The organism is Streptomyces swartbergensis (assembly GCF_002148965.1).
Classification (GTDB): Bacteria; Actinomycetota; Actinomycetes; order Streptomycetales; family Streptomycetaceae; genus Streptomyces; species Streptomyces swartbergensis.
In genome coordinates, this window is the sequence record NZ_NGFN01000113.1 from 1 (window position 1) to 23,026 (window position 23,026).

Sequence of the window (23,026 nt, forward strand, 5' to 3'; positions counted from 1 at the left end):
CCCCCGAAGGCCTCATGTGGGAGCCCAGCGAGCGCTGGGTGCGCGGCCGCAAGGGCGACGTCACCGTCGTCGACAGCCGGCACCCGGTCCTCGTCTGGGAGCCCCACCTGCCCGTGCCGCAGTACGCCTTCCCGAASGACGACGTCCGTACGGACCTGCTCCGCCCGGCCAAGAACCCGCCCACGGGCACGCACACCGGCTCCCAGGTCTTCTACGACCTGGAGGCCGACGGCGACGTGCGGGAGAACGCGGCCTGGACCTTCCCCGCCGACGACCTGGCCGGCCACATCGCCTTCGAGTGGTTCCTGCGCACCGACACGGGCCTCGACCACTGGTACGAAGAGGAGGAAGAGATCTTCATCCACCCCCGTGACCCGCACAAACGCGTCGACGCGCTGCCCAGCAGCCGCCACGTCCGGGTCGAGATCGACGGCCGGGTCGTCGCGGACACCCACGCCCCCGTCCTGCTCTTCGAGACGTCCCTGCCGACCCGGTACTACTTCCCCCGCGAGGACGTCCGCCTGGACCTGTTCGACGCCACCGACCACAGCACCGGATGCCCCTACAAGGGCACCGCCGAGTACTGGTCCTGGCGCGGCGAGGGCGATGTGCCGCCCAACATCGTCTGGAGCTACCCGGACCCACTGCCCGCCGTGGCGGCGATCCAGGGACGCGTCGCCTTCTTCAACGAGGCCGTCGACATCACGCTGGACGGCGAGCGCCTGGAGCGCCCGGACACACCGTTCAGCCGGATGCTGCGGAAGGAGCGCCGCTCGTGAAGCTGTCGAGCAGGGCGTCCAGCCCGGCCGCGAGGCCCTCGGGACCGCCCCGCACGGCGAGCGCGGCCGCCGTCTCCCGCAGCGTCGGCAGCTCCTTGGCCGACAGGCGGTGCAGCCCGAGCCGGAAGGCCGGATCGGTCTCGTCCGGGTTGTCCACCATCGGGCGCAGCTCCACGGTGACGTAGCCGAGCAGCCAGGCGGTGAAGGCCCGGAACACGGCGGAAGCGGTGACCTCGTCGAACCCGGCCTGCCGGAGCAGCGCGAGCACCCGCTCGTGATCCCGCAGCACCGCGGCGGGCCGCCGGGCCAGCGGGACCGCCAGCAGCCGCGTGGCGAGCAGCGGCACGGCCTGGGGGTGCGCGAGGCACACGTCGTAGGTCGCGCGGGCGATCCGGTGGAGGCCGGCCCGCCACGCGAGCCCGGCCACGGGCACCGGCTCGCCCCCGGCCTCCAGGCGCGCCTCCAGTTCGAGATACAGAGCCTCGACCAAGCCGTCCAGCAGGGCGTCCTTGCCCTCCGCATACCGGTACAGCGCCATCGCCTCGACACCGAGCTCGGCGCCCAGCCGCCGCATGCTCAGTGCCGACAGCCCCTCCTGGTCGACCAGCTCCAGCGCTGAGGCCAGTACCAGCTCACGGCTCAGCCGCCCGTAACGGCCCCGGTCACTGGCGCGGCGTGCCGGGCCGTTCCTTGAGCCATTCGCCATTCCGTGTCTCCTCGCCATGCGATCGCGGCGGATTTCATAGATGACAGTATCCGTATACGAAGTAAACACAGAGCGCACGGTTCCCGGAACGTTCCGTCCTTTGACCGTCCTCTGCCAGCGCTCGAGAGCACTGATGCCCTCGCCGTCGCCTTTGTTCTTGACGACGTGTACGCACCGTAGGAGTCTGTACGTATACGTCGTAAATGTACGGCCGGAGTCCGAGGCTCCTATGGCGCCACTGGGGCTAGGCGGACGCGAACGTCCAATCGGCGGCCGACAGGAGAGAATCTATGACTCCCGTGCCCGTCTTTGTGTACCACGCGGTCGCGGACGATCCACCGGGCTGGATAGCGCCGTTCACCGTCGGACCAAGGGTGTTCGCCGAACAACTCGACCGGCTCGCGGCCGGCGGACGCACTGTGATCCCTTTGGCGCAGTTGGTCGACGCCCTGTGCAACGGAGGGGGACTGCCACCTCGTCCTGCGGTCCTGACGTTCGATGACGGCTTCGCCGACTTCTGGCGTGCGGTGGTCCCCGAGCTCACCAAACGGGATCTTCCGGCAACCCTGTACATCACGACGGGCGCGGTACGCACGTCAGGCACGGGAACCGGGGACAGTCTGCTTCCGCCGGCCGACATGTTGACCTGGAGGCAGATCAGAACACTGGACGACGCCGGAGTGGAAATCGGCGGCCATTCGCGCACGCATCCGCAGCTCGACACGCTTCCGCTGCGCGGCCTGACTGACGAGATCGACGGCTGCAGAAGGACGCTGGAAGACGAGCTGGGCCACAAGGTCCGCACATACGCCTATCCGCACGGTTACTCGGACAGCCGAGTCCGGCGCAATGTACGCGAGGCAGGCTGGAGCTCGGCCTGCGCGGTCGGCAACGCATTCAGTTCGCCGAATGACAACCCCTTCCGGATTGCTCGGCTGACGGTCCGGGCTGACACACCACTCGATGTCTTCCAGGACTGGGTCGGCGGCCGGGGCGCCCGGACAGCACCCTTCCATGAGCGTCCGCAGACCACGGCATGGCGCCTCTATCGCCGCGCGCGGTCCCGGCTGGGCAGCCCGGTCGGGGGCCTGTCGTCCGCGCCGAGCCGGAGCCACGAACCAGGAGGACCATCGTGAGGTTCAAGGTAGTTTCCCCGGCCGATCTGCGACCCGGTGAGGTGGCTGCATGGCGCGCCATTCAGGAGGACTCTCCGGAGTATGCCAACCCCTTCCTGGGGCCCGATTTTGCTCAAGCTGTCGCCGCCGTTCGACCGCGGGTCTGCGTCGCGGTCGCCATGGAGGCTGGGGACCCCGTGGCGTTCTTCCCCTTCGAGCGCGGGCCACTGGGGGTCGGCCATGCGGTGGGACTGGGGGTCTCCGACTGTCAGGCCGTGGTGCAGCGTCCTGGGGCCGTGAGCGAAGCGGAGCCACTCCTGAGGGCCTGTGGACTCACGGTGTGGGAATTCGACAACCTGGTGGGTGACACGCCGCCTTTCTCTCCTTTCGCGCGTAGGCTCCACGCCGCGGCTGTCATGGACGTGAGTGACGGATACGAACGTTACAAAGCACGGGTGTCGGAGAACTCGCGGCGATTCCTGGGCGACATGCGGAGGTTTACTCGAAAACTCGCACGGGATATCGGTGATATCCGCTTCGTCTTCGAGGAGAGGGACCCGAACCAGTTGCGTACTCTAATGCGGTGGAAATCCGAACAATACCGGAGGACGGGTCGCCGGGACCGCTTCGCTCAACCCTGGATCATCGAGTTGCTGACGCGGCTGCATAGAGCCAATGCCGGATCACCGGTCGGTCTCCTGTCCGTGCTTTATGCCGGTGATCATCCCGTGGCCACACATTTCGGGCTGTGGTCCGAACGCGTTTTCGCGACTTGGTTCCCTGCCTATGACACCCGCTTCGCCAGATATTCGCCGGGGATGATGCTCTACCTGCGGATGGCGGAGGAGGCCGCTGGGGCAGGCGTGGCGTACATGGATTTGGCGCGTGGCGCGGGTCAATACAAGGAAACGCTGAAGACGCGGGATCTGACCGTTGCAGAGGGGTGGGCGGCACTGCCGTCCGCTGGCGCCATGGCTCACTGGATGCGTCGGGTGCCGGTCGGGCTCGCCTACGACACCGTGCTCAAGAGGCCGTATCTCCGACAGGCAGCCCGGCAGACACTGAACGGTCTCGGTGCCGTGCGGACTCGCTGGACCGAGTCTCCGGTGAACTGATCGAGGAACGTTGTCTGTAAGCCCATGACGTAGGTCATCCCGGCGGGCGATGCGGCTACGTGCGACAAATAATCTCAACGCATTGCTGCCGCAGGCTGCACTGAATGCAGGAAGAACGCGGCATGCCGTGATAGATAGACTGCATATGAAACCCCAGGATGACCAGTCGCTTCTGCGCTCCGATCGAAGGGAGGTGATTTCCTCATCGGTCGGCGTGTCACGCTCCATCCGCCTCGCCCGCCTGTTTGCTCGTGCCGCCCTCCCTGCCGCACTGATCATGTGGATGCTGTCCCTTCGCAATGTGAATGTGCTCGGCATGGGCGTTTTCGGTCTGGTGGAGATTCTGCCCGTCGCCTTCTGGGTGGCAGCGGCCCTTCTGACGTTCGGTTTCTGCGCGGCGCTCTTTGACCGGCGTACGGGGGACAGGCTTTACGCGGGGTATGTCCTGGCGCTGATCGCGATGCTGCATGCCACGGTCCCGATCGTTTACGGTCACCTGAGTGACAACTGGGCATGGAAGCATGTGTCTATGATCGACGTGCTTCTGCGCGTCGGGGAATTGCCGATTGTCCACGATCGCGGGCTGGACCTATATAATCAGTGGCCGGGTTTCTTCGCGCTGAACGCTGTGGTGGTCGAGGCGACAGGAATCGACTCCGCGCTCTCTTATGCCGCGTGGGGCCCCGCTGTGGCCGATGCCCTGTTGCTCGGCCCGCTGATCATTCTGTACCGTTCGTTTTCCCGCAGCAGGAGATTGTCCTGGGCCGCCGCGTGGGTGTTCTACACCTGTCTCTGGGTGACTCAGGACTATTTCGCCCCGCAGACGCTGACCTTCCTGCTCTACGTAACGGTTCTGGCCGTCGTCGTACGGCGCGTTCCCAGGTCTCGGGGAACGCCGAGTATCGCTCGTGGGGAAGCCGCTCGACGTCCCTCGATCGGCTGGACACTGCTGGTGTTGTCCATCGTTGCGGCGATCACGTGCTCGCACCCGCTGACGCCGGTGATGCTGATCATCACCCTGGCTGCACTTGCTGTACCGAGACGGAACCGGCGAACGGTGCTGCCGATCCTGCTGGGGACAGTTGTTCTGAACCTGGCATGGGACCTCACGGTGGCTCGGCCCTTCTTTTCGGCAAATGTGAGGGACATGGTCCAGGGCCTCACGCAGCCCGAATCGAATGCCAGCGCTGGTCTTCTGGACCTCGCCAGCGCGACCGACGCCCAGGTACTGGTCGCCTGGACCGACCGCGCACTGTCGGGCAGTGTGTGGTTGCTCGCGGCTGCCGCCCTGGTATTCCGGCCTTCCCTGCGTCGCACGCCGCTCCCTCTGCTTGCCGGCGCTCCGCTGGTCCTGCTCACACTCAACAGCTACGACGGGGAGATGCTTTTCCGCGCTTACATGTTCTCCCTGCCGGCTATGGCGTTCGGTGCCACCGCCCTGCTGGCCGTGGCACGTCCCCGCAGATGGGCGCGTCGGTTGGTACTGCCGGTAGCGCTGCCTGCATTGTTCGTGGGTTTCACCATCTGTTACTTCTGCAATCCCGATGGGGCAACTGCCCTCTATTTCACCCGTTCGGAGGTGGCGGCCAGCCGCTGGTTGTTCGACCACGCGCCCCGTGGGGCCGTAGTGGCTGCGGTCACAGAAGACGTTCCTGCCGGTTACACCGACTACGACCGATATCCGAGCGTGTGGATCGAGCTCCAGGAAGAACCCGTCAAGAAGCGGTTTGCGACCGACCCGGCGGGCACACTCGGCTCACTCGTGGCCGACCGGAAAGGCCCCGTGTATCTGATGCTCAACAGGGCGCAAGAGGGCAGAATCCGTGCGACGGGATTGATCCCGATGAGTCTGAAGAAGATCGACAACATGATTGCCGGCCATCCGGGCTTCCGTGTCGTGTTTCAGAACAAGGACGCCAAGGTCTACCTCTTCACCCCGACGAAAAGCCGGGAGGGCTGATGAGGTTCGGTGTACGTTCCTGGATTTTCGTACTCGCCGCGTGGTGCGCACCGGCCGCAATGGCGCTGCCTGCCGGGAACGCCCTTCGTATCGCTGCTGTGATCGTTGATTTGCTTGTTTTCCCGGGTCTCCCGCTGGTCCTTCGATGGTCGCCCGAACGATACGCAGTCGAAGGATTCACGCTGAGGTCGGTGCAGCGCATCGCCGTGCTGACGGGAGCCGTGAGTCTGTCCAGCGCGATTCTGGTGACCGTGGCGCTGATGCTGGCCGGAGCCCTCACAGCTGAACGGGCTCTCGTGATCTTGGCCTTGGTGGCAACGGTGGCGACACTGGCTCCGGCCAGGCGCAGTACCGGTCGCACCAGTACGAAGGGAAGTTGATCAGCGCTGCCAGGCGCGAACGTAATCCACCCGCATGTCTGCTGGAAGTCTTGTCGGCCCGCCGACTTCGGGCTGAACTGAGTAATTCAGCATGAACCACTGCGGGGCGTCGGTGACCCCTTCTGTGACGGCACCGACGAGCTCTCCATCGTAGTAGTACTCCACCCGCCCGGGCTGCCAGCTCGCGCCGAAGGTGTGCCAGCCCGTGTAATCGCCGTCGGCGCACCCCCCTCTTTCGCCGCCCTCGCCCGCCGCGGAGCGGAAATGGAAGCAGGCACGCCCCCGGAGGCCCTCCATCACATCGTTCTCCCCGTCCTCCGGCCAGCCCGCGCCCACCTGCCAGAACGCCGGCCAGTTGGCGATCACTCCGGGAGCGGCGGCCGGCAAGTGGATTCGAGCCTCCACGGCTCCGTACCTCTGCTGAAAGTGATCCTTCGTGTTGACCATTCCGGAGGCATAGTCCATTTCCTTCCCTCCGCAGGTCACGCCCTTTTTGACGGCCCTTATGTTCAGGATCCCGTCAGATACCTGTACGAGCCCGGCATCGTAGCATTGCAGCTCATCCGTGTTGACAGGCTCGGTGACGTCCGAATCGCCGCTGCCGTAGGGGCTCCCGACCGTCCACTTCTCCTCGTCAAGCTCGGTCCCGTCGAACTCGTCACTGAAAACCAGCTGCCAGTCGCCCGAAATGCCTTTTGGGCTCGGTGATGCCCCCTCTGAGCCTGCGCAGTCGGCGGTGGCGAAGGGTGCCGTGACACCGACCAGGAATGCTGCGAGGGACCTGTGTCCCCTGTTGCGGCTCTGCGAGACGGAGTGGGGCATGGCGGCATCGCCTCCAGCGGGTTGTTCAAGGAGACAAAGCGGGGAAGAAGAGGTTGTTCTGAGTCACCATCCGTATCAGCCGATGCGATTTACGGAGCAGCGCATATCCTTTCGTGAGCGCGTGGTCCCTGGCGAAATTCCAGGCGATCGCCCGTCCGTCCACAAGCCGCTCGAATTCCCGGAGACGCGTGCTGCGCCGCACCGTGACTCTTTTCAGAGCGTACGGCCCTTGCGTCCGCCGAGCCAGTTCGTTGCCCACGGCGAGTGACTGCGCGAATCCTGCAGCGCGCACCGTCCGGCGGACGCGACGGCTGGAATAGCCATACGGGTAGGCGAATGAGACGGGCGCCCGGCCGAGTTGTTCGTCGATGATCTCCCGGCAGCACAGCATCTCGAACCAGAGCTGTTCGTCGGTGAGCTGGTCCAGTTGCGGATGAGTATGGCTGTGGCCGCCGATCTCCATGCCGGCCTCCGCGAGTTCGCGTACCTGTCCCCAGTCGAGCATGGTGTCCGGGGCGCCATCGGTTTCGTACGGGCCGTGCAGCCACCCGGTCGAGATGAAGAGCGTTGCGGGGAACCCGTGCTTGGCCAGGACGGGGAGGGCGTGGCGATGTACGCCCTCGTACCCGTCGTCGAACGTGATCAGCACGGGGTGAAGGGGAAGGGGTGAGCCGCCCCGCCAGGCCGCTGCCAGCTGCGCCGTGGTCAGGGGGGTGAAGCCGCGGTCGGCGAGCAACTGCATCTGCTCGGTGAACGCCCTTGGTGAGACGGACAGGGCCCGGGTCGATGGCCTGGGATCACGAGCCACCGCGTGGTACATCAGGATGGGAACAGGCTGCGTCACCGGGACCTCCATCAGTGGAGCGCTCATGCGGTAGCTGCGGGGTGCCGTAGGGATGGGGGCCGCCCTCGGTGAGGGCAGGTGGTTCCGAGTCCGGGAACACCAAGCCGTTGCGCAGGGCGCTCACGGTGCCGACCAGATATCCGCTCGCCGCCGCAGCCAGTCCGGCCACTATGGCGCACGCCCTGCCCACGCCGCCCAGGTGCCCGGAAAGCGCATCGCGCAGGCCGCCCGCAGCACCTGAGGGCAGCACCCGGGCGGCGTAGCGGCGTTCGGACTCCAGGCCCTTGTCCGTACCGACGCTGCGGGCCACCCGTGCCTTGGACAGGCCTTCGGCGTAGGCGCGGGTGCGGAAATATGCGAAGCGCTCCCGGGACGCGGGGACCTTGTGGTGGATCACCGCCCGGTCGTCGATCAGGAGCACCGCGTCGGGATCGGCGCGGGTCAGCCGGATGCACAGCTCTGTCTCCTCGCATCCCAACGGGCGTTTGTCGCCGTCTCTGCCGATCCCGGTGGCGAAGCCGCCTGCGATGTCGAAGGCCGAGCGGCGGAAGGAGGCGTTGCCTCCGAACACATTGCGCACCCGGACAGTGCCTTCCGGGAACCCCTTGTAGGTGCAGCCCACCACCCAGTCGAACTCGGCCGGGAACCAGGACGGACGGCGTCCGGAGACCCATGCCGGTAGGGTGCGCCCGCCGACCGCCATCACCCGCGGGTCCGCGTAGGCCGCGGCGAAGTGCCGCAGCCAGTCCGGTTCCGCTACCGCGTCGTCGTCGAGGAACGCGACGACCGAGCCACGGGCGGCGGCGATGCCGGTGTTGCGACCCGCGGACAGGCCAGGGGGACCGGCGTTCGCCATCACCCGCACTGTTGCCCCGGCCTGCTGGTACTGCCTGACCAACCGGTTGAGCAGCCTCGCGTTGTGGTCGACCACCAGCAATGTCTCCAGCGCCGGGTGCGCCTGTCCCCGCACCGATGACACCGCCGCCAGGATGTCCTCCCAGCGTTCCTCCGTGTACACGCAGATCACCACGGAGATGTCCGTACGACTCAGGACGCCTCTTTCGGTGCGGCCGGGTGTGGTGTTCATGAGGTGGGCTCCGAGCTCCTGGGCAGCCAGTGTGACCGCCAGATCAGCAGGTAAAGCGCCAGCAGGCACTGGGCCATGAGCCAGGCGACGCCCGCACCACTCAGGCCGAGCAACGGGAGCAGCACCGCGGCGAGGCCGATGACCAGGACGCACAGGGCGAGTTGGAGCCCCACCACCATGCGCAGTTTCCGGCGTGCGCGCGCCACATCCACAGCCAGGCTGACCACGAGATTCGGCAGTGCGGAGAGCGCCACCAACCGCAGCAGCGTCGTGCCGTGTTCGGCGTACTCCGGACCGAAGATCGAGAGGAACTGTGGAGCGAACACGACCGTCCCGCCCGCCGCGAGGGCCAGCAGCAGCGCCGAATGGCGCAGCATCCTGCACGCGTGCGTGAGCAGTTGTCCGGGGCTGCGTACAGCCTCCACGATCAGTGAACTGCCCATGTTCGTCGTCACGAGGTAGAGCATGAAGCCGACGACCCACGCCAGCGAGAAGTAGGCGCTCTGTTCCGCGCCCAGGGTGTTCAGCACCAGAAGTGGCGCGAAGGTGTACGCGGCCATGCGGAACAGCGAGCCGACATAGTCCGCGGCCGCGTAACCGACCATGCGGGGCGGGCGTACGGCTTCCGGAGACGCCTGCTCGTGCTGGGGCACCGCACGCCGCATCAGGTAGAAGTTGATCACGAGGAAGGAGGCGACAAAGGCCCCGGCCCAGGAGATCAGGATGCCTGTGAACAGCGCGACGGTCGCGCAGATGGCCAGCAGCACGTTCCGTACCACGGCGAACATCAAGTTTTCTGCCATGACCCACGTCGGGCGCCTCACTCCGGTCAGGGCTCCGTCCTGCAGGATGAACATGGAATAGCCGACCGTGGCCACCACGAAGCAGATACCGGTCGCCGGAGTCAGCAAGAAGGCCAGGTCGGGCGTGATGTGGGGCACCAGCAGCAGGAACACGACTGCGGCCACCACACTGCAGACGATGCATGCCGCGTAGCAGGTGAGTATCAGTCCGCGGGTGTGCCGCCCCGCGGACGGCACGAACCGGACAAGGAAATCGGACAGGTTCAGCTGACCGATGCTGGCGAGCAGTGTGACGGCGGAGAGAGCGGAGTAGCTGAGACCCACCACCCTGTCGTCGTACCAGCGTGAGGCGCATATCCAGAAGACAGCCCCCAGCGCAGCGTTGGCGAGGGAGCTCACAGCCAGGAGATGTCCGTTGCGGAGCAGTTGATCGCGCGGCAGGACGGCGGCGATCCCGGCTCGCATCGTCGCGGCCAAGGGGCGCCCCGCGCTGCGATTGGAGGGACCGGTCGTCCCTTCGTACGTACTGGTCGCTTCCTTAGCGCTTCCAGCGGTGCCGGGCTCAAGTTTCGTACGCACGGCTTCACCTGAGGCACTGGCTGCGACTGCGGAGGTACCCCACTGGTCCGTACAGCAGCCCCCGAATCTCCAGCAGGGCGAGCCGCCGCGACCATTCGGTGTCCTGACTGCTGGTACGCATGTGTGCCCTGGCAGCCGCATACCGGATGCCGCCAGGGAGTCTGCGCAGCAGGGCGGGCAGCATGCGGGGATGGTGGGCGAGTGCTCCGGTCAGGTAGGCCCCGAAGCCGGCGCCGTACCCGAACGCCTGTGCCGACAGGGCGTCAGCTGTGCGCCGGTGGCGATGCCAGACGATGGCGTCGGGCTGGTAGGCCAGGGTGCGGCCGCTGACGACCACCTGGAAGAAAGCGAGCAGATCTTCGCCGCCACGCGCAGGCGTCCCGGGGCCGGTGGCCGGGTCGAAGCCACCGAGGGCTCTCAGCAGATCCGTGCGGAAGGCCATGTTGGCCCCGGAGCCGAAGTGTCCGGCGGTAAACGGAAAGAGTGGATCTTCAGGGGGATCGTGCAGGGACCAGGAGCGGGGACGGTATCCCTTGCCGAACGCACCGTGCCGTTCCAGCGCAGCCTGAGCCTCGGTCTGGAGTTCGGCGGGCACGATGAGCCCTGTCACGCAGCCGATATGTCGGTCCCCCGAAAAGGCCTCGGCGAGCGCGGACAGCCACCGGGCGTCGACGAGGGTGTCGTCGTCCGAGTACGCCACGATGGTGCCGTGAGCAGCGGCCAGCCCCCGATTACGCGCTCTGGCCCCGCCTGCAACGGGTTCCCTTACATAGCGGACCTGGTGGCTGTATGCCTCGTGGACCAGTTGCTCGGCCGCCGCGTTCGCGGGGGCGTTGTCCACCACAGTGATCTCGAATCGTGACCTCGGATACTCCATTCTCAGCAAAGAGTCCAGGCACTGACGTAGCTGATCGCAGCGGTTGCGGGTGGGTACTACCACGCTGATATCGGGCGGGTCACCGGTCCGCCCCGCATCGGACGGAGCCATGCACACATCGAGTTCCCGCCGGGTCGATTCGGCCAGCGTCTGCCACAATTCCGCGGGGCTGGCGCCGCTGCTCAACACCATGCCCAAGGGATGGCCTCGCCGTCGTACGAGGGCCAGGACACGGCCCTGCGGATGGATCCGCGCGCGGCTGCCCGGAGGGCTGAACCTGCCCGGTTCAGCCAAGTCGATGTCGACGACCCTGATCGGAGCGTCGCCGGGGACGAGCAAGCGTTGGCTGGTCGCAGTCACGGGCTGCTCCGTCCGGTCGGCGCTGACCGTGACCCTGGTCGCTCCGAGAGGAGCGTGCGCAGCACTCGCCGGCCGTCGGATATCGCATGCAGGTTGGAACGCCCGCTGCGGCGGGGCAGTTCGAGGCTCGGGACCTCGGCGATGCGCAGACCCGAACGCAGGGCGTGCGCGATCATCTCGGTCTCGATCTCGAATCCGGAGGAGTGCAGGTCGAGGTCGGCCAGGAAGTCCCGGCGGAAGGCGCAGAACCCGTAGCACAGGTCCGTGAGCTGCGCGTCGTACAGGTGGTTCACGGCGGTCAGCAGCATGCGGTTGCCGAGCCGGCGGATGCGCGTGATGTCGAGCGATCCGCCGCCCGCGATGAACCGCGAGCCCTTGACGAAGTCGAAGCCATTGTCGAGGAAGTGCAGGTAGTGCGGGATCTCCCCAGGCAGCATGCTGCCGTCCGCGTCCATCATCACGATGTAGTCGCCGGTCGCGGACAGGAAGCCGGTGCGCAGAGCGTTCCCCTTGCCCGGGCCGCTCTGTGCGACGGGGCGGACGGTCGGCAGGCACCGGGTCGCCATGTGCACCGTGGCGTCCGCGGAGTCTCCGTCGACCAGGATGACCTCGTCGACGCAGTCCGGGATCTGTTCGAAGACCCAGGGGATGTTGCGTGCCTCGTTCCGGGCGGGGACGACCAGGGTGACGGTGGCCCGAGGCGGGGGGCGGTCCTCGGCCCGGCGCAAGGGGTGCGCGGGGTGGTCCGGCAGGGAGATGGGCTGCTCGGTCAGGTGAGGCGTGTGGTTCATGGTGCCGGTGTCTCCGAGTGGAGGATCCTCGGGCAAGACGCCATATATTTACGGCGTATACGTACATCTTGCCCCTTTTGCCCCCGAGGTCAAGAGAGTGGCGTTTTCTCGTGGGGGAGAGTTCTGGGTGCGGTGCTTTGTCCGGCGTAGTGTGGAAAGCGGCAGAGTGCACGATGGCGTGGTCCCGATCATGAGCGCACCCATCGAGGATTACGCCCTCCTCAGCGATCTGGAGACGGCCGCCATGGTCGGCCGGGACGGGTCGGTCGACTGGTTGTGTCTGCCCCGCTTCGACTCGCCCGCCTGTCTGGCGGCCCTGCTGGGTACCGAGGACAACGGACGCTGGCGGGTGGCCCCGGTCTCCGGCGGCTTCTGTGCCCGCCGCTCCTACCGGACCGACACGCTGGTCCTGGACTCCGTGTGGGAGACCGCCACGGGCACCGTGCGTGTCACAGACCTCATGCCCCCGCGTGCCGGAGTGCCGTGCATCGTCCGCCTCGTCGAGGGCCTGTCCGGCACGGTCGACGTGCGCAGCGAACTGCGGCTCCGCTTCCACCAGGGCCGCGTCGTCCCATGGGTGCGGGAGGTCGGTCACTGCACCGTCGCCGTCGCCGGACCGGACGCCGTCTGGCTCGGCGGCGACGGCCACGTGCGGGACATGGGCGACCCGCACGGCACGGTCTGGGACTTCACCGTCGGGGCGGGGCGCCGCCTGGCCCTGACCCTGGGATGGACCCCGTCCCGCCGGCCCGCGCCGCCCACGCCCCTGTCCGTCCCGGCGGAGACCGCCGTGAAGGAGACCGTCGACTTCTGGCGACGCTGGGCAGCGCAATGCCGCTACCAGGGGCCGTGGCGGGACGCCGTGGTGCGTTCCCTCATCACACTCAAGGCGCTCACCTACGCCCCCACGGGCGGCATCGTCGCCGCCCCCACCACCTCGCTGCCCGGATGTATCGGGGGCGAGCGCAACTGGGACTATCGGTTCTGCTGGCTGCGCGACTCCACCAGCGCCCTGTCCTGCCTGCTGCGCAGCGGGTACCGGGACGAGGCCACGGCATGGCTGGGCTGGCTGGTGCGGGCCCTCGCGGGGGACCCCGCCGATCTGCAGACCGTTTACGGGGTCAAGGGGCAGCGGCTGCTGCCGGAGACCGAGGCGCCCTGGCTGCCCGGTTACGAGGGCTCCCGGCCCGTGCGGTTCGGGACCTCGGCGGTGGGCTTCCAGTTGGACGTGTACGGCGAGGTCATGGACACGCTGTGGCTGTCGCTGCGCGCCGGGATCCCGATGCCGGCCCATGTGTGGGACGTGGTCGAGGCGCTCATGGGGTTCCTGCTCCGGCACTGGCGCGAACCGGACCAAGGGCTGTGGCAGGTAGGGGGACCGCGGCGGCAGTTCACACACTCCAAGGTCATGACGTGGGTGGCCGCCGACCGCGCCGTGCGCATGGGCGAACTGCTGGGACGCAACGCCTCCTCCGGGGAGTGGCAGGCCATGCGGGACGAGGTGCACCGGCAGGTCTGCCGGGAGGGCTGGGATCCCGCCCAGGCGTCCTTCGTGCAGTCCTACGGCGCGCCGGGCCTGGACGCTTCGGCCCTGCTCATTCCCAGGGTCGGCTTCCTGCCGGCCCGTGACGAGCGAGTGCGCGGCACCGTGCGCGCGATGGGCGGCCTCGGGCGCGGAGGGTTCGTACGCCGATACGCGCAGGGCGGCTCCGGGCAGGGCGGCGAGGACGGCATCGACGGCGCCGAGGGCACGTTCGTCTCGTGCTCGCTCTGGTACGCCGACGCCCTCGCCGCGACGGGGCATCGCCAGGAGGCCCGCGAGGCCTTCGAACGGGTCCTCGCCATCCGCAACGACGTCGGCCTGCTGGCCGAGCAGTGGGACCCGGACACGGGCCGCCAACTGGGCAACGCGCCCAAGGCGTTCAGCCATATCGCGCTGGTGGAAACGGCGTTCGGCCTGTCACCGCCGCCACCACAGTCGTCGTCATCGGCATCGGCATCGGCGTCGTCCCGGTCGTCCCGCGGACGCCGTGGCGCGGTGCTGGCGGGCCGGGGGTGACCCGGCCTGGTCGCCGGAGATGCCCCGGCCCCGTCTCGTACATCCCCGCACCCCGGTCAGTCCGGTGCCGGCGCCCGCTCGGCGTTCCGCCGCCGCAGTACCACCTCGCCCTGCTCGACCGTCAACGGCCGCGCGAACAGGAACCCTTGCCCGAACCCACAGCCGATGTCCGCCAGCAGGTCTCGCTGCGGCTGCTCCTCGATGCCCTCGGCGATCACCTGGAGGCCGAGCGTGTCGGCGAGATGGACGATGCCCTCGACCAGGGCGACCTGCTGGGGGTCCTCCGGGATGCCGTCGATGAAGGACTTGTCGATCTTGAGTACGTCGATGGGGAAGTCCCGGAGATAACGCAGTGAGGAGAACCCGGTGCCGAAGTCGTCGACCGCGATGCGCACACCGCGGTCCTTCAGCGCCTGGATCTGCGCGTCGATCTGCTCGGTCCGCCGCATGAGCACCGACTCGGTGAGTTCCAGCTGGAGCGTGCCCGCGGCGAGGCCGGTGGTGTCCAGGGCGGTGCAAACGTCGTCCAGGAAGCCCGTGTCCCGCCACTGCCGGGCGGAGACGTTGACGCTGAGATACGGCGGGTCGAGCCGCCGCGTGCGGTGCTGGAGCCGGGCGATGTCGTCCGTGGCGCGGCGCAGCACCCAGGCGCCCAGCGTCGAGATGTGCCCGGTCTCCTCCGCCAGCGGGATGAACTGCGCCGGCGGGACCGGATCGGGCCCGAGCTCCGGCCAGCGGGCCAGTGCCTCAAAGCCGACGACCTCGCCCCCGGCGATGTCCACCACCGGCTGGTAGCGCAGGCCGAACTCCTCCTCGCTGACGGCCTTGTCGAGCCGCGCCTGGAGGTCGTGCCGCTCCACCACGCGGACCCGCTGCTGGGGTTGGAACCGGCGCCAGGTGCGCTTGCCGGACGCCTTGGCCGCGTAGAGGGCCAGATCGGCGAGCGCCAGCAGTTCCCCGGCGTCCGTGCTGTCCCTGGCCGTGGCCACGCCCACGCTGGCCGAGAGGCTCACCGATTCCTCCGTCAGGTGGAACGGCCGGCTGAGGGTGCGGACCACGTGTGCGGCCAGCAGCTCCGCGTCGAGGGGCTCCTGGGCGTCCTCCATCAGCACGGCGAACTCGTCGCCGCCGAGCCGGGCGGCCGTGTCGGTGCGGCGCAGCGTCCCCGACAGGCGTTCGGCCACGGCACACAGCAGCCGGTCGCCGACCGCGTGGCCGAGCGTGTCGTTGACGATCTTGAAGTCGTCCAGGTCGACGAAGAGCAGACACGTGGTCGTCGCCTCCCGGTGGCCCCGGCGCAGCGCGCGTTCGGTCCGCTCCAGCAGCAACGTCCGGTTGGGCAGCCCGGTCAGGGAGTCGTGGAAGGCCTGCTGGGTGAGTTCGTGCTCCAGCTGCCGCTGCTCGGTGACGTCCCGCAGGGTGACGACCAGACCGCCGACGGTCGGGTCCCGCCGCAGGTCGCGGCAGCGCACCTCCACCTCGATGCGGTCCGTGTCCCGGATCACCCGCCAGGTGTCGTAGGCCTCCTGGTGCCCGTTGCCGCGCGGGTCCGTCAGGGTACGGACCGCCCGGTCCCGCTCCCGGAGGTCGACCAGGTCCGGCAGCCGCGTCCCGGTGAGGGGAGCGCTGCCGAACACGGTCCGCGCGGACGGGCTGGCGTAACGGACGGTGGTGTCGTCGTTGACGATGAGGATGACGTCCGAGGCGTTGTGCACCAGGGTGCGGAAGTAGGCCTCGCTCTCCTTGCGGATGACCTCCCGGCGGAGCGCGATGCGTTCCGTCGCCAGCCCCGCGTGCGAGGCGAGCAGCTCCAGCGAGCCGCGTATCTCGGCGAGTTGCCGCTCGGAGCCGGCCGCCAGCAGCGCTCCCGGGAGCTCGCCGCCGTCCGGCCGCTCGGGCTGGACCATGGGACAGACCAGGGCGGCCGGCAGGTCGCCGAGCCGGGCGGCGAGGCCCGGTCCCAGCGCGGGGACCGGAACCAAGAGGGTGCGGCTGCGGGCGAGCGCGTCCGGCCCGTCCCGCGCGGCCTCGCCGAAGTCGGTGCCAGGGGGGCGGAGCGAGCGCGCCAGGCGCGCGTACAGGTCCTGGGCCTCTTCGGCCGGGAGGAGCAGCGTCACGTGGCGGCCCTGCGGCCCGAACAGGGCTGCGACCGCCGCGTCGCAGGCCCGCGCGATCTCCTCCGGCCAGAACGCCCCGACCAGTGACGCGGCGGCGGTGCGCAGGGCGAGCTCCCGGGTCATGGCCCGGCGGTGCGCGACGACCATCAGGGTGAGCCGGAAGATCACCAGCAGGAACAGCACACCGGAGAACGCGGCCAGCATCTTCGCGTCGTGGACCAGGCCCCCGCGATCCTCGTGGACGAGGATCGCGGGCGGGATCAGTGTCGCGACGCCGAGCAGCAGCAGCCGGCGCCGGGGCGGCACCAGGGACTGGGGCAGGGAGTCCGACGTGGTCGTTCGCGCCATGGAGGGGTGCAGTGCGGCCAGTCCCCAGGCCGTGTAGAACACGATCCAGCCGGAGTCCAGCAGCGTGCCCGCCTGCCAGGTGCCGTTGAGCTGCAGGATGCCGTAGGCGATGTCGAAGCCGAGCAGGGTCAGGGTGCCCAGGACGAGTAGCTGGACGGCGCGGTTGGGGCGGGGCCCCGCGCTGCGGGTGAGGAGCCGGACCAGCAGGGCCAGTACCAGGACGTCCCCGATCGGGTAGGCGATGCTGATCGCCCGCTGCGGCCAGTTCAGCCCTTCCAGCCGGGCCAGCGGCTGCACCAGGTAGACCCACACCGGCAGCGCGAGCCCGGCCGTGATGACCAGGGAGTCCAGCAGGCTGGGCAGGTCACGCCCCGTCCAGCGGTAGCGCACCAGACCGGACAGCCCCACGGCGAACAGGGGATACGCCAGGAGGTAGCAGGCGTCCGCCGGGGACGGGAACGGGTTCGACGCGGAGAAGTACGCCTCCTGCGCGTTGTAGTAGGTGTCGCCCGCGGCGAAGGCCAGCAGCCCGGCGGCCAGCACCACCCACGGCCGGCGGTGTGTGGGCCGGTGGACACGCACTCCGACGACGACCGCCGCCACACCCGCCAGTGCGATGAGGGCCCACAGCGGTGTACGCAGGGACGGAACACTCATGTAGAGAAAGGTGAGGACCCCGACCAGCGTGAGGTGAACGGCCATCAGCCGGTGGGCCGGACCTCCCGGCTCCGCACGGGCCGACGCCGAGTCAGGGCGCTGCGCCCGGCGGGCAGGACGCCCGGTACGGCTCACCTTGCGGGTCGTGTGGAGAGCCCGGGGCCGCATGACGGCCTAGTCCTTCGTCTCCGGGGGCTCGGACTCCGCGTAGCCGTCCGGGTTGAGCCGCTGGAAGCGCCAGGCGTCCCGGCACACGTCGGCCAGGTTCCTGGTGGGGTGCCAGCCCCAGGCGCGGGTCACGGCCGTGGCGTCGGCGACCAGCTCGGCGACGTCCCCGGGGCGGCGGGGCGCGACGTCGTACGGCACGGGTCTGCCGCACGCCCTGGAGAACGCGTCGATCACGTCGAGGACCGAACTACCGGAGCCCATCCCCAGGTTGTACACGTGCATGCCCGGTGCGCCGCCCAGGTGGTCCAGCGCGACGCGGTGTGCCTCGACGGCGTCCATGACGTGCAGATAGTCCCGGATGCCGGTGCCGTCGCGGGTCGGATAGTCGGTGCCGAACACGGGGAGCCGCTCGCGCCGGCCGACGGCCACCTGCGCGAGGTACGGCAGCAGGTTCTCGGGCGTGTGGCGCGGATCCTCGCCGAGCAGACCGCTGGGATGGGCCCCGGCCGGCACGGGGTAGCGCAGGCACAGCACCGTGTAGTCGGGATCGCGGCGGCAGACGTCCGCGAGGATCTGTTCGCAGATCCACTTCGAGGCCGCGTAGGGCGTGCCGGGCCGGGCGGGCGTGGTCTCGTCGAGGGGGCCGCGGCCGGCGTCTCCGTAGACCCAGCAGGAGGACGGGTAGACCAGCCGGCGCACCCCGTGGTCGTGCATGGTCCGCAGCAGGGCGGTGGTGCCGCCGACGTTGGTGTCGTAGTACGGGACGGGCATCCGTGTCGACGCGCTCCCCGCCTTGTGCGCGGCAAAGTGCACGACGGCGTCCACGGAGTGTCGGTCGAAGACGGCCGAGAGGGCGCGCCGATCACGGATGTCCAGTTCGTAGACGGCACCGACGAAGCGGCCGGCGATCCGTTCCACCCGGGCGAAGACCTGCGGGGTGCTGTTGGAGTAGTTGTCGACCACGATCACCTCGTAGCCGTGGTCGAGCAGTTCCACGCAGGTATGACTGCCGATGAAACCGGCCCCGCCCGTGACGAGGACGGTCGAGGGAGCCCAGGAGGATCCGGCTCCTCGAGCGGTCGGCGACTGGTTCCTGCGGGCCATGCCTGGACTCCCGCATGAGGTCGGGTTCACCGTATGTTTACGGTGTATATGTACGACTTTGCGCCCGAGCTCAAGGTCTGGTCAAGGCCTGACCAGCAATTGGAAGTCGAACGTGTACCGCGACGCCCGGTAGATGTGCGTTCCGTACTCGACCGCACGCCCGGTGTCGTCGTACGCCGTGCGCTGCATCGTGAGCAGCGCCGCGCCCGCCTCCTCGTCCAGGCGCGCGGCCTCCTCCGCGGTGGCCGCGCGGGCGCTGACGCGCTGGCGGGCGCTGTGCAGGGTGATGCCCGCCGAGCGCATCATCCGGTACAGGCCCGTCGACTCCAGCCGGGCGTCGTCGAGGTCCACGAGCGACGCCGGCAGGTAGTTGCACAGCAGGGCCACCGGCTGGCCGTGCGTGCGGCGCAGCCGGTCCAGGACGGTGACCTCGCTGCCCTCCGCGACGCCGAGCGCCGCGGCCACGTCGCAGGAGGCCGGGACGACCTCGTGGCGCACGACCTGCGTGGTGGGCCCCTGCCCGGCCGCCTCCAGGTCGTCGTAGAGGCTGCTCAGCTCCAGCGGGCGCTTGACCTGGCTGTGCACCACCTGCGTGCCGACCCCGCGCCGCCGGACCAGCAGCCCCTTGTCGACGAGGGACTGGATGGCCTGGCGGACGGTGGGGCGGGACAGGCCGAGGCGCACCGAGAGGTCGACCTCGTTGCCCAGGAGGTTGCCCGGGGCGAGGGCCCCGTGCTCGATCGCCGCCTCCAGCTGCTGTGCGAGCTGGTGGTACAGCGGCACGGGACTGCCCCGGTCCAGGGCGAAGCCCAGCGCGCTGAGCGCCGGGGCGGCCGCGGGTCGGTTGCGGGCCCGGTCACCGGTCCTCGCCATGGATTGCCCCCCTCAGGTGTGCCGTGGCTTCCCCCCTTCGGCGTCAGGAGTTGCTCGGGAAGCCGAGGTTGATGCCGCCCGCGTCGGCCGGGTCCGGCCAGCGTGTGGTGATGACCTTGCCCTGGGTGTAGAAGGCGATGCCGTCGTTGCCGTAGACGTGCAGGTCGCCGAAGAGGGAGTCCTTCCAGCCGCCGAAGGAGTGGTAGCCGACCGGGACCGGGATCGGCACGTTGACGCCGACCATGCCCGCCTTGACCTCCAGCTGGAAGCGGCGTGCGGCGCCGCCGTCCCGGGTGAAGATCGCGGTGCCGTTGCCCCAGCGGGAGTCGTTGATCAGCTTGATGGCCTCTTCGTACGTCTCCGCGCGGACCACGCACAGCACCGGGCCGAAGATCTCCTCCCGGTAGGCGTCCGCCGTCAGCGGCACCCGGTCCAGGAGGGAGACGCCGAGGAAGAAGCCGTCCTCGTGGCCGTCGACCGAGAAGCCGGTGCCGTCGACGACGACCTCGGCGCCCTGCTCGGCGGCCGACGACACGTAGGACGCCACCTTGTCGCGGTGCTCGCGGGTGATCAGCGGGCCCATCTCGGACGCCGGGTCGTTGCCCGGGCCGATCTTCAGGTTCTTCGCCCGCTCGGCGATCTTGCCGACCAGCTCGTCACCGGTGTCGCCGACCGCGACCACGACCGACACGGCCATGCAGCGCTCGCCCGCCGAGCCGTACGCCGCGTTGATCGCCTGGTCTGCGGCCAGGTCCAGGTCGGCGTCGGGCAGGACCAGCATGTGGTTCTTGGCGCCGCCCAGCGCCTGCACCCGCTTGCCGTGCTCGACCGCCTTGAGCTGGATGTACTTGGCGATCGGGGTCGACCCGACGAAGGAGACCGCCTCGATGTCCGGGTGCTCCAGGATGCGGTCCACTGCCGTCTTGTCGCCCTGCACGATGTTCAGCACACCGTCGGGCAGACCCGCCTCGGAGGCCAGCTCGGCCAGGCGGAAGGAGGCCGACGGGTCCTTCTCCGACGGCTTCAGCACGAACGTGTTGCCACACGCGATGGCCAGCGGGAACATCCACATCGGCACCATCGCCGGGAAGTTGAACGGCGTGATGCCCGCGACCACACCGAGCGGCTGGCGGATCGAGGCGACGTCGACCCGGGTGGAGACCTGAGTGGACAGCTCGCCCTTCAGCTGGACGGAGATGCCGCACGCGAGTTCCACGATCTCCATGCCGCGCGCGACCTCGCCGAGCGCGTCGGAGTGCACCTTGCCGTGCTCGGCGGTGATCAGCTCGGCGATCTCGTCGCGGTGGGCGTCCAGCAGCTCGCGGTACTTGAACAGGATCGCCGTGCGCTTGGCGAGCGAGGACTCCCCCCAGGACTCGAATGCGGCCTTGGCGGAGGCGACGGCGGCGTCCACCTCGTCGACGGTCGCGAACGCGACCTGCTTCTCCTGGGCGCCGGTGGCCGGGTTGTAGACGGGGCCGAAGCGGCCGGAGGTTCCCTCGACGGGCTTGCCGTCGATCCAGTGCGTGATGATCTTCATGGTGCCAAGGGCCTTTCGTGGAGCCTGGGTTCAGTGGGGAGGTCGCGGGTGTTCAGAGGTGGCGGCGGCGTCCGGCGACCTGCCGGTCGTAGCGCTCGCGAGCCTCGACGGCGGCCTCGCGGGAGGCGGTCTCGGCCACGGGCACGTCCCACCAGGCCTCGGCCGGGGGAGCGGTCGGGGCCGGGTCGGTCTCGACGTACACGCAGGTCGGCCGGTCGGAGGCGCGGGCCGTGGCCAGCGCCTCGCGCAGTTCGCGCACGGTCTTGGCGCGCAGGACGTCCATGCCGAGGCTGGCCGCGTTGGCGGCCAGGTCGACGGGCAGCGGGGCGCCGGTGAAGGTGCCGTCGGCGGCCCGGAACCGGTAGGCGGTGCCGAACCGCTCGCCGCCGGTCTCCTCCGACAGACCGCCGATGGAGGCGTAGCCGTGGTTCTGGATGAGGACGATGTTGAGCGGCAGGCCCTCCTGGACGGCCGTGACGATCTCCGTCGGCATCATCAGGTAGGTGCCGTCGCCCACCAGGGCCCACACCGGCGTTCCGGGGGCGGCCTGCTGGACACCGATGCCGGCCGGGATCTCGTAGCCCATGCAGGAGTAGCCGTACTCCAGGTGGTATTGGCGCGGGCTGCGGGAGCGCCACAGCTTGTGCAGGTCACCGGGGAGCGAGCCGGCCGCGTTGATCACCACGTCGTCGTCGCCCACGGCCGCGTCCAGCGCGCCGAGCACCTGCGTCTGGGTCGGGACCGCGCTCTCGTCGTCGGCGCGGTAGGCCGTCTCGACGACCTCCTCCCAGCGCTCCTTGCCTGCGCGGTACTCGGCTTCGTAGGAAGCCTCCACCCGGTGGCCGGAGAGCGCCTCCAGCAGCCTTTCGAGCCCCGACTTCGCGTCGCACACCAGCGTGCGCGCGGCCAGCTTGTGCGCGTCGAAGCCGGTGATGTTGAGGTTGAGGAAGCGCACGCCCGGGTTCTGGAAGAGCGTGCCGGAGGCCGTGGTGAAGTCCGTGTAGCGGGTGCCGACGCCGATGACGAGGTCCGCGGTGCGGGCGAGGTCGTCGCTGACGGCCGTGCCGGTGTGGCCGATGCCGCCGAGGTCGGCGGGGTGGTCGTGGCGGAGTGATCCCTTGCCCGCCTGGGTGGAGGCGACGGGGATGCCGGTGGCGTCCACGAACGCCTTCAGCGCCGCCTCGGCCTCGCTGTGGTGGACGCCGCCGCCGGCGACGATCAGCGGCCGCTCGGCCGACCGGATCGCCTCGACGGCCGCCGTCAGTTCCACCGGGTCCGGCGCGGGACGCCGTACGTACCAGACGCGCTCGGCGAAGAACTCCTCCGGCCAGTCGTACGCCTCCGCCTGCACGTCCTGGGGCAGGGCCAGGGTGACGGCGCCGGTCTCGGCCGGGTCGGCCAGCACGCGCATGGCCTGGAGCGCCGACGGGATGAGCGCCTCGGGGCGGGTGATGCGGTCGAAGTAGCGCGACACCGGGCGCAGGGTGTCGTTGACCGACACGTCGGCCTCGACCGGGTGCTCCAGCTGCTGGAGCAGCGGGTCGGCCGAGTGCGTGGCGAAGTAATCGCCGGGCAGGAGCAGCACCGGCAGCCGGTTGATCGTGGCCAGGGCCGCGCCGGTGACCAGATTGGTGGCGCCAGGGCCGATCGAGGTCGTCACGGCCTGCGCGGACAGGCGGTTGAGCTGCCGGGCGTAGCCGACCGCCGCGTGCACCATCGACTGCTCGTTGCGGCCCTGGTGGAACGGCATGACCTCCTCGCCCGCCTCCAGGAGCGCCTGGCCGACGCCGGCCACGTTGCCGTGGCCGAAGATGCCCCAGGTCCCGGCGATCAGCCGGCGCCGCACGCCGTCCCGCTCGGTGTACTGGGCGGACAGGAACCGCACCAGGGCCTGGGCGGTCGTCAGTCGGCGGGTGGGGGCGCTCATCGGGAAGTCTCCGGG

General features: G+C 69.2%; 18 protein-coding genes. 6 read left to right on the forward strand and 12 right to left on the reverse strand.

The window, feature by feature from the left end:
• A partial coding sequence (locus tag CA983_RS19375) for a DUF427 domain-containing protein (protein WP_244207003.1) occupies positions 1 to 779 on the forward strand: 779 nt, incomplete at its 5' end.
• Here the strand turns inward: CA983_RS19375 and CA983_RS19380 are convergent.
• On the reverse strand, positions 745 to 1,485 hold the full coding sequence (locus tag CA983_RS19380; protein WP_086602174.1) for a TetR/AcrR family transcriptional regulator: 741 nt from the start codon (positions 1,483 to 1,485) through the stop codon (positions 745 to 747). The genes CA983_RS19375 and CA983_RS19380 overlap by 35 nt on opposite strands.
• Positions 1,486 to 1,775: 290 nt before the next feature.
• Between CA983_RS19380 and CA983_RS19385 the strand changes: the two genes are divergently transcribed.
• From CA983_RS19385 to CA983_RS19400, 4 genes are all read left to right on the forward strand, one after another.
• A complete protein-coding gene (locus CA983_RS19385) occupies positions 1,776 to 2,621 on the forward strand; it encodes a polysaccharide deacetylase family protein (protein ID WP_086602175.1) in 846 nt (281 codons plus the stop codon).
• Complete coding sequence (locus CA983_RS19390) at positions 2,618 to 3,715, forward strand: GNAT family N-acetyltransferase (protein WP_086602176.1); 1,098 nt, start codon at positions 2,618 to 2,620, stop codon at positions 3,713 to 3,715. The genes CA983_RS19385 and CA983_RS19390 overlap by 4 nt, the downstream gene beginning before the upstream one ends.
• Positions 3,716 to 3,860: 145 nt before the next feature.
• Positions 3,861 to 5,675 (forward strand): glycosyltransferase family protein, encoded by a 1,815-nt coding sequence (locus CA983_RS19395; RefSeq protein WP_086602177.1) that lies wholly within the window; start codon positions 3,861 to 3,863, stop codon positions 5,673 to 5,675.
• Between the two features lie 191 nt (positions 5,676 to 5,866).
• Positions 5,867 to 6,055: a hypothetical protein gene (locus CA983_RS19400; protein ID WP_086602178.1), complete on the forward strand. Its 189-nt coding sequence runs from the start codon at positions 5,867 to 5,869 to the stop codon at positions 6,053 to 6,055.
• Here CA983_RS19400 and CA983_RS19405 read toward each other — a convergent pair whose 3' ends face one another.
• The 6 genes from CA983_RS19405 to CA983_RS19430 all read right to left on the reverse strand — a co-directional run bounded on the left by CA983_RS19405 (position 6,056) and on the right by CA983_RS19430 (position 12,218).
• Positions 6,056 to 6,877 (reverse strand): glycoside hydrolase family 16 protein, encoded by an 822-nt coding sequence (locus CA983_RS19405; protein ID WP_086602179.1) that lies wholly within the window; start codon positions 6,875 to 6,877, stop codon positions 6,056 to 6,058.
• 25 nt (positions 6,878 to 6,902) lie between these two features.
• Positions 6,903 to 7,733, reverse strand: coding sequence for a polysaccharide deacetylase family protein (locus CA983_RS19410; RefSeq protein ID WP_086602180.1), 831 nt, complete (start codon positions 7,731 to 7,733; stop codon positions 6,903 to 6,905).
• Complete coding sequence (locus CA983_RS19415; protein WP_086602189.1) at positions 7,675 to 8,772, reverse strand: glycosyltransferase family 2 protein; 1,098 nt, start codon at positions 8,770 to 8,772, stop codon at positions 7,675 to 7,677. Before CA983_RS19415 ends, CA983_RS19410 begins: the two co-directional genes overlap by 59 nt.
• A 32-nt stretch (positions 8,773 to 8,804) precedes the next feature.
• On the reverse strand, positions 8,805 to 10,088 hold the full coding sequence (locus CA983_RS19420) for a lipopolysaccharide biosynthesis protein (protein ID WP_086602181.1): 1,284 nt from the start codon (positions 10,086 to 10,088) through the stop codon (positions 8,805 to 8,807).
• Between the two features lie 106 nt (positions 10,089 to 10,194).
• On the reverse strand, positions 10,195 to 11,427 hold the full coding sequence (locus CA983_RS19425) for a glycosyltransferase family 2 protein (RefSeq protein WP_086602182.1): 1,233 nt from the start codon (positions 11,425 to 11,427) through the stop codon (positions 10,195 to 10,197).
• Positions 11,424 to 12,218: a glycosyltransferase family 2 protein gene (locus CA983_RS19430; RefSeq protein WP_086602183.1), complete on the reverse strand. Its 795-nt coding sequence runs from the start codon at positions 12,216 to 12,218 to the stop codon at positions 11,424 to 11,426. Before CA983_RS19430 ends, CA983_RS19425 begins: the two co-directional genes overlap by 4 nt.
• 190 nt (positions 12,219 to 12,408) lie before the next feature.
• On the opposite strand from CA983_RS19430, the gene CA983_RS19435 reads away from it, so the two are divergent.
• Entirely contained in the window at positions 12,409 to 14,277 is a 1,869-nt protein-coding gene (locus CA983_RS19435) for a glycoside hydrolase family 15 protein (protein WP_086602190.1), read from the forward strand.
• Between the two features lie 56 nt (positions 14,278 to 14,333).
• Here the strand turns inward: CA983_RS19435 and CA983_RS19440 are convergent, their stop codons facing one another.
• The 5 genes from CA983_RS19440 to iolD all read right to left on the reverse strand — a co-directional run bounded on the left by CA983_RS19440 (position 14,334) and on the right by iolD (position 23,011).
• Positions 14,334 to 17,399: a putative bifunctional diguanylate cyclase/phosphodiesterase gene (locus CA983_RS19440; RefSeq protein ID WP_425276458.1), complete on the reverse strand. Its 3,066-nt coding sequence runs from the start codon at positions 17,397 to 17,399 to the stop codon at positions 14,334 to 14,336.
• Positions 17,400 to 17,573: 174 nt separating this feature from the next.
• A complete protein-coding gene (galE, locus tag CA983_RS19445; RefSeq protein ID WP_086602185.1) occupies positions 17,574 to 18,671 on the reverse strand; it encodes a UDP-glucose 4-epimerase GalE in 1,098 nt (365 codons plus the stop codon).
• Between the two features lie 81 nt (positions 18,672 to 18,752).
• Positions 18,753 to 19,544 (reverse strand): GntR family transcriptional regulator, encoded by a 792-nt coding sequence (locus tag CA983_RS19450; protein WP_086602186.1) that lies wholly within the window; start codon positions 19,542 to 19,544, stop codon positions 18,753 to 18,755.
• Positions 19,545 to 19,587: 43 nt separating this feature from the next.
• Positions 19,588 to 21,084: a CoA-acylating methylmalonate-semialdehyde dehydrogenase gene (locus CA983_RS19455; RefSeq protein ID WP_086602187.1), complete on the reverse strand. Its 1,497-nt coding sequence runs from the start codon at positions 21,082 to 21,084 to the stop codon at positions 19,588 to 19,590.
• A 52-nt stretch (positions 21,085 to 21,136) separates the two neighbouring features.
• Positions 21,137 to 23,011, reverse strand: coding sequence for a 3D-(3,5/4)-trihydroxycyclohexane-1,2-dione acylhydrolase (decyclizing) (gene iolD / locus CA983_RS19460; protein WP_086602188.1), 1,875 nt, complete (start codon positions 23,009 to 23,011; stop codon positions 21,137 to 21,139).
• Positions 23,012 to 23,026 lie beyond the last annotated feature (15 nt).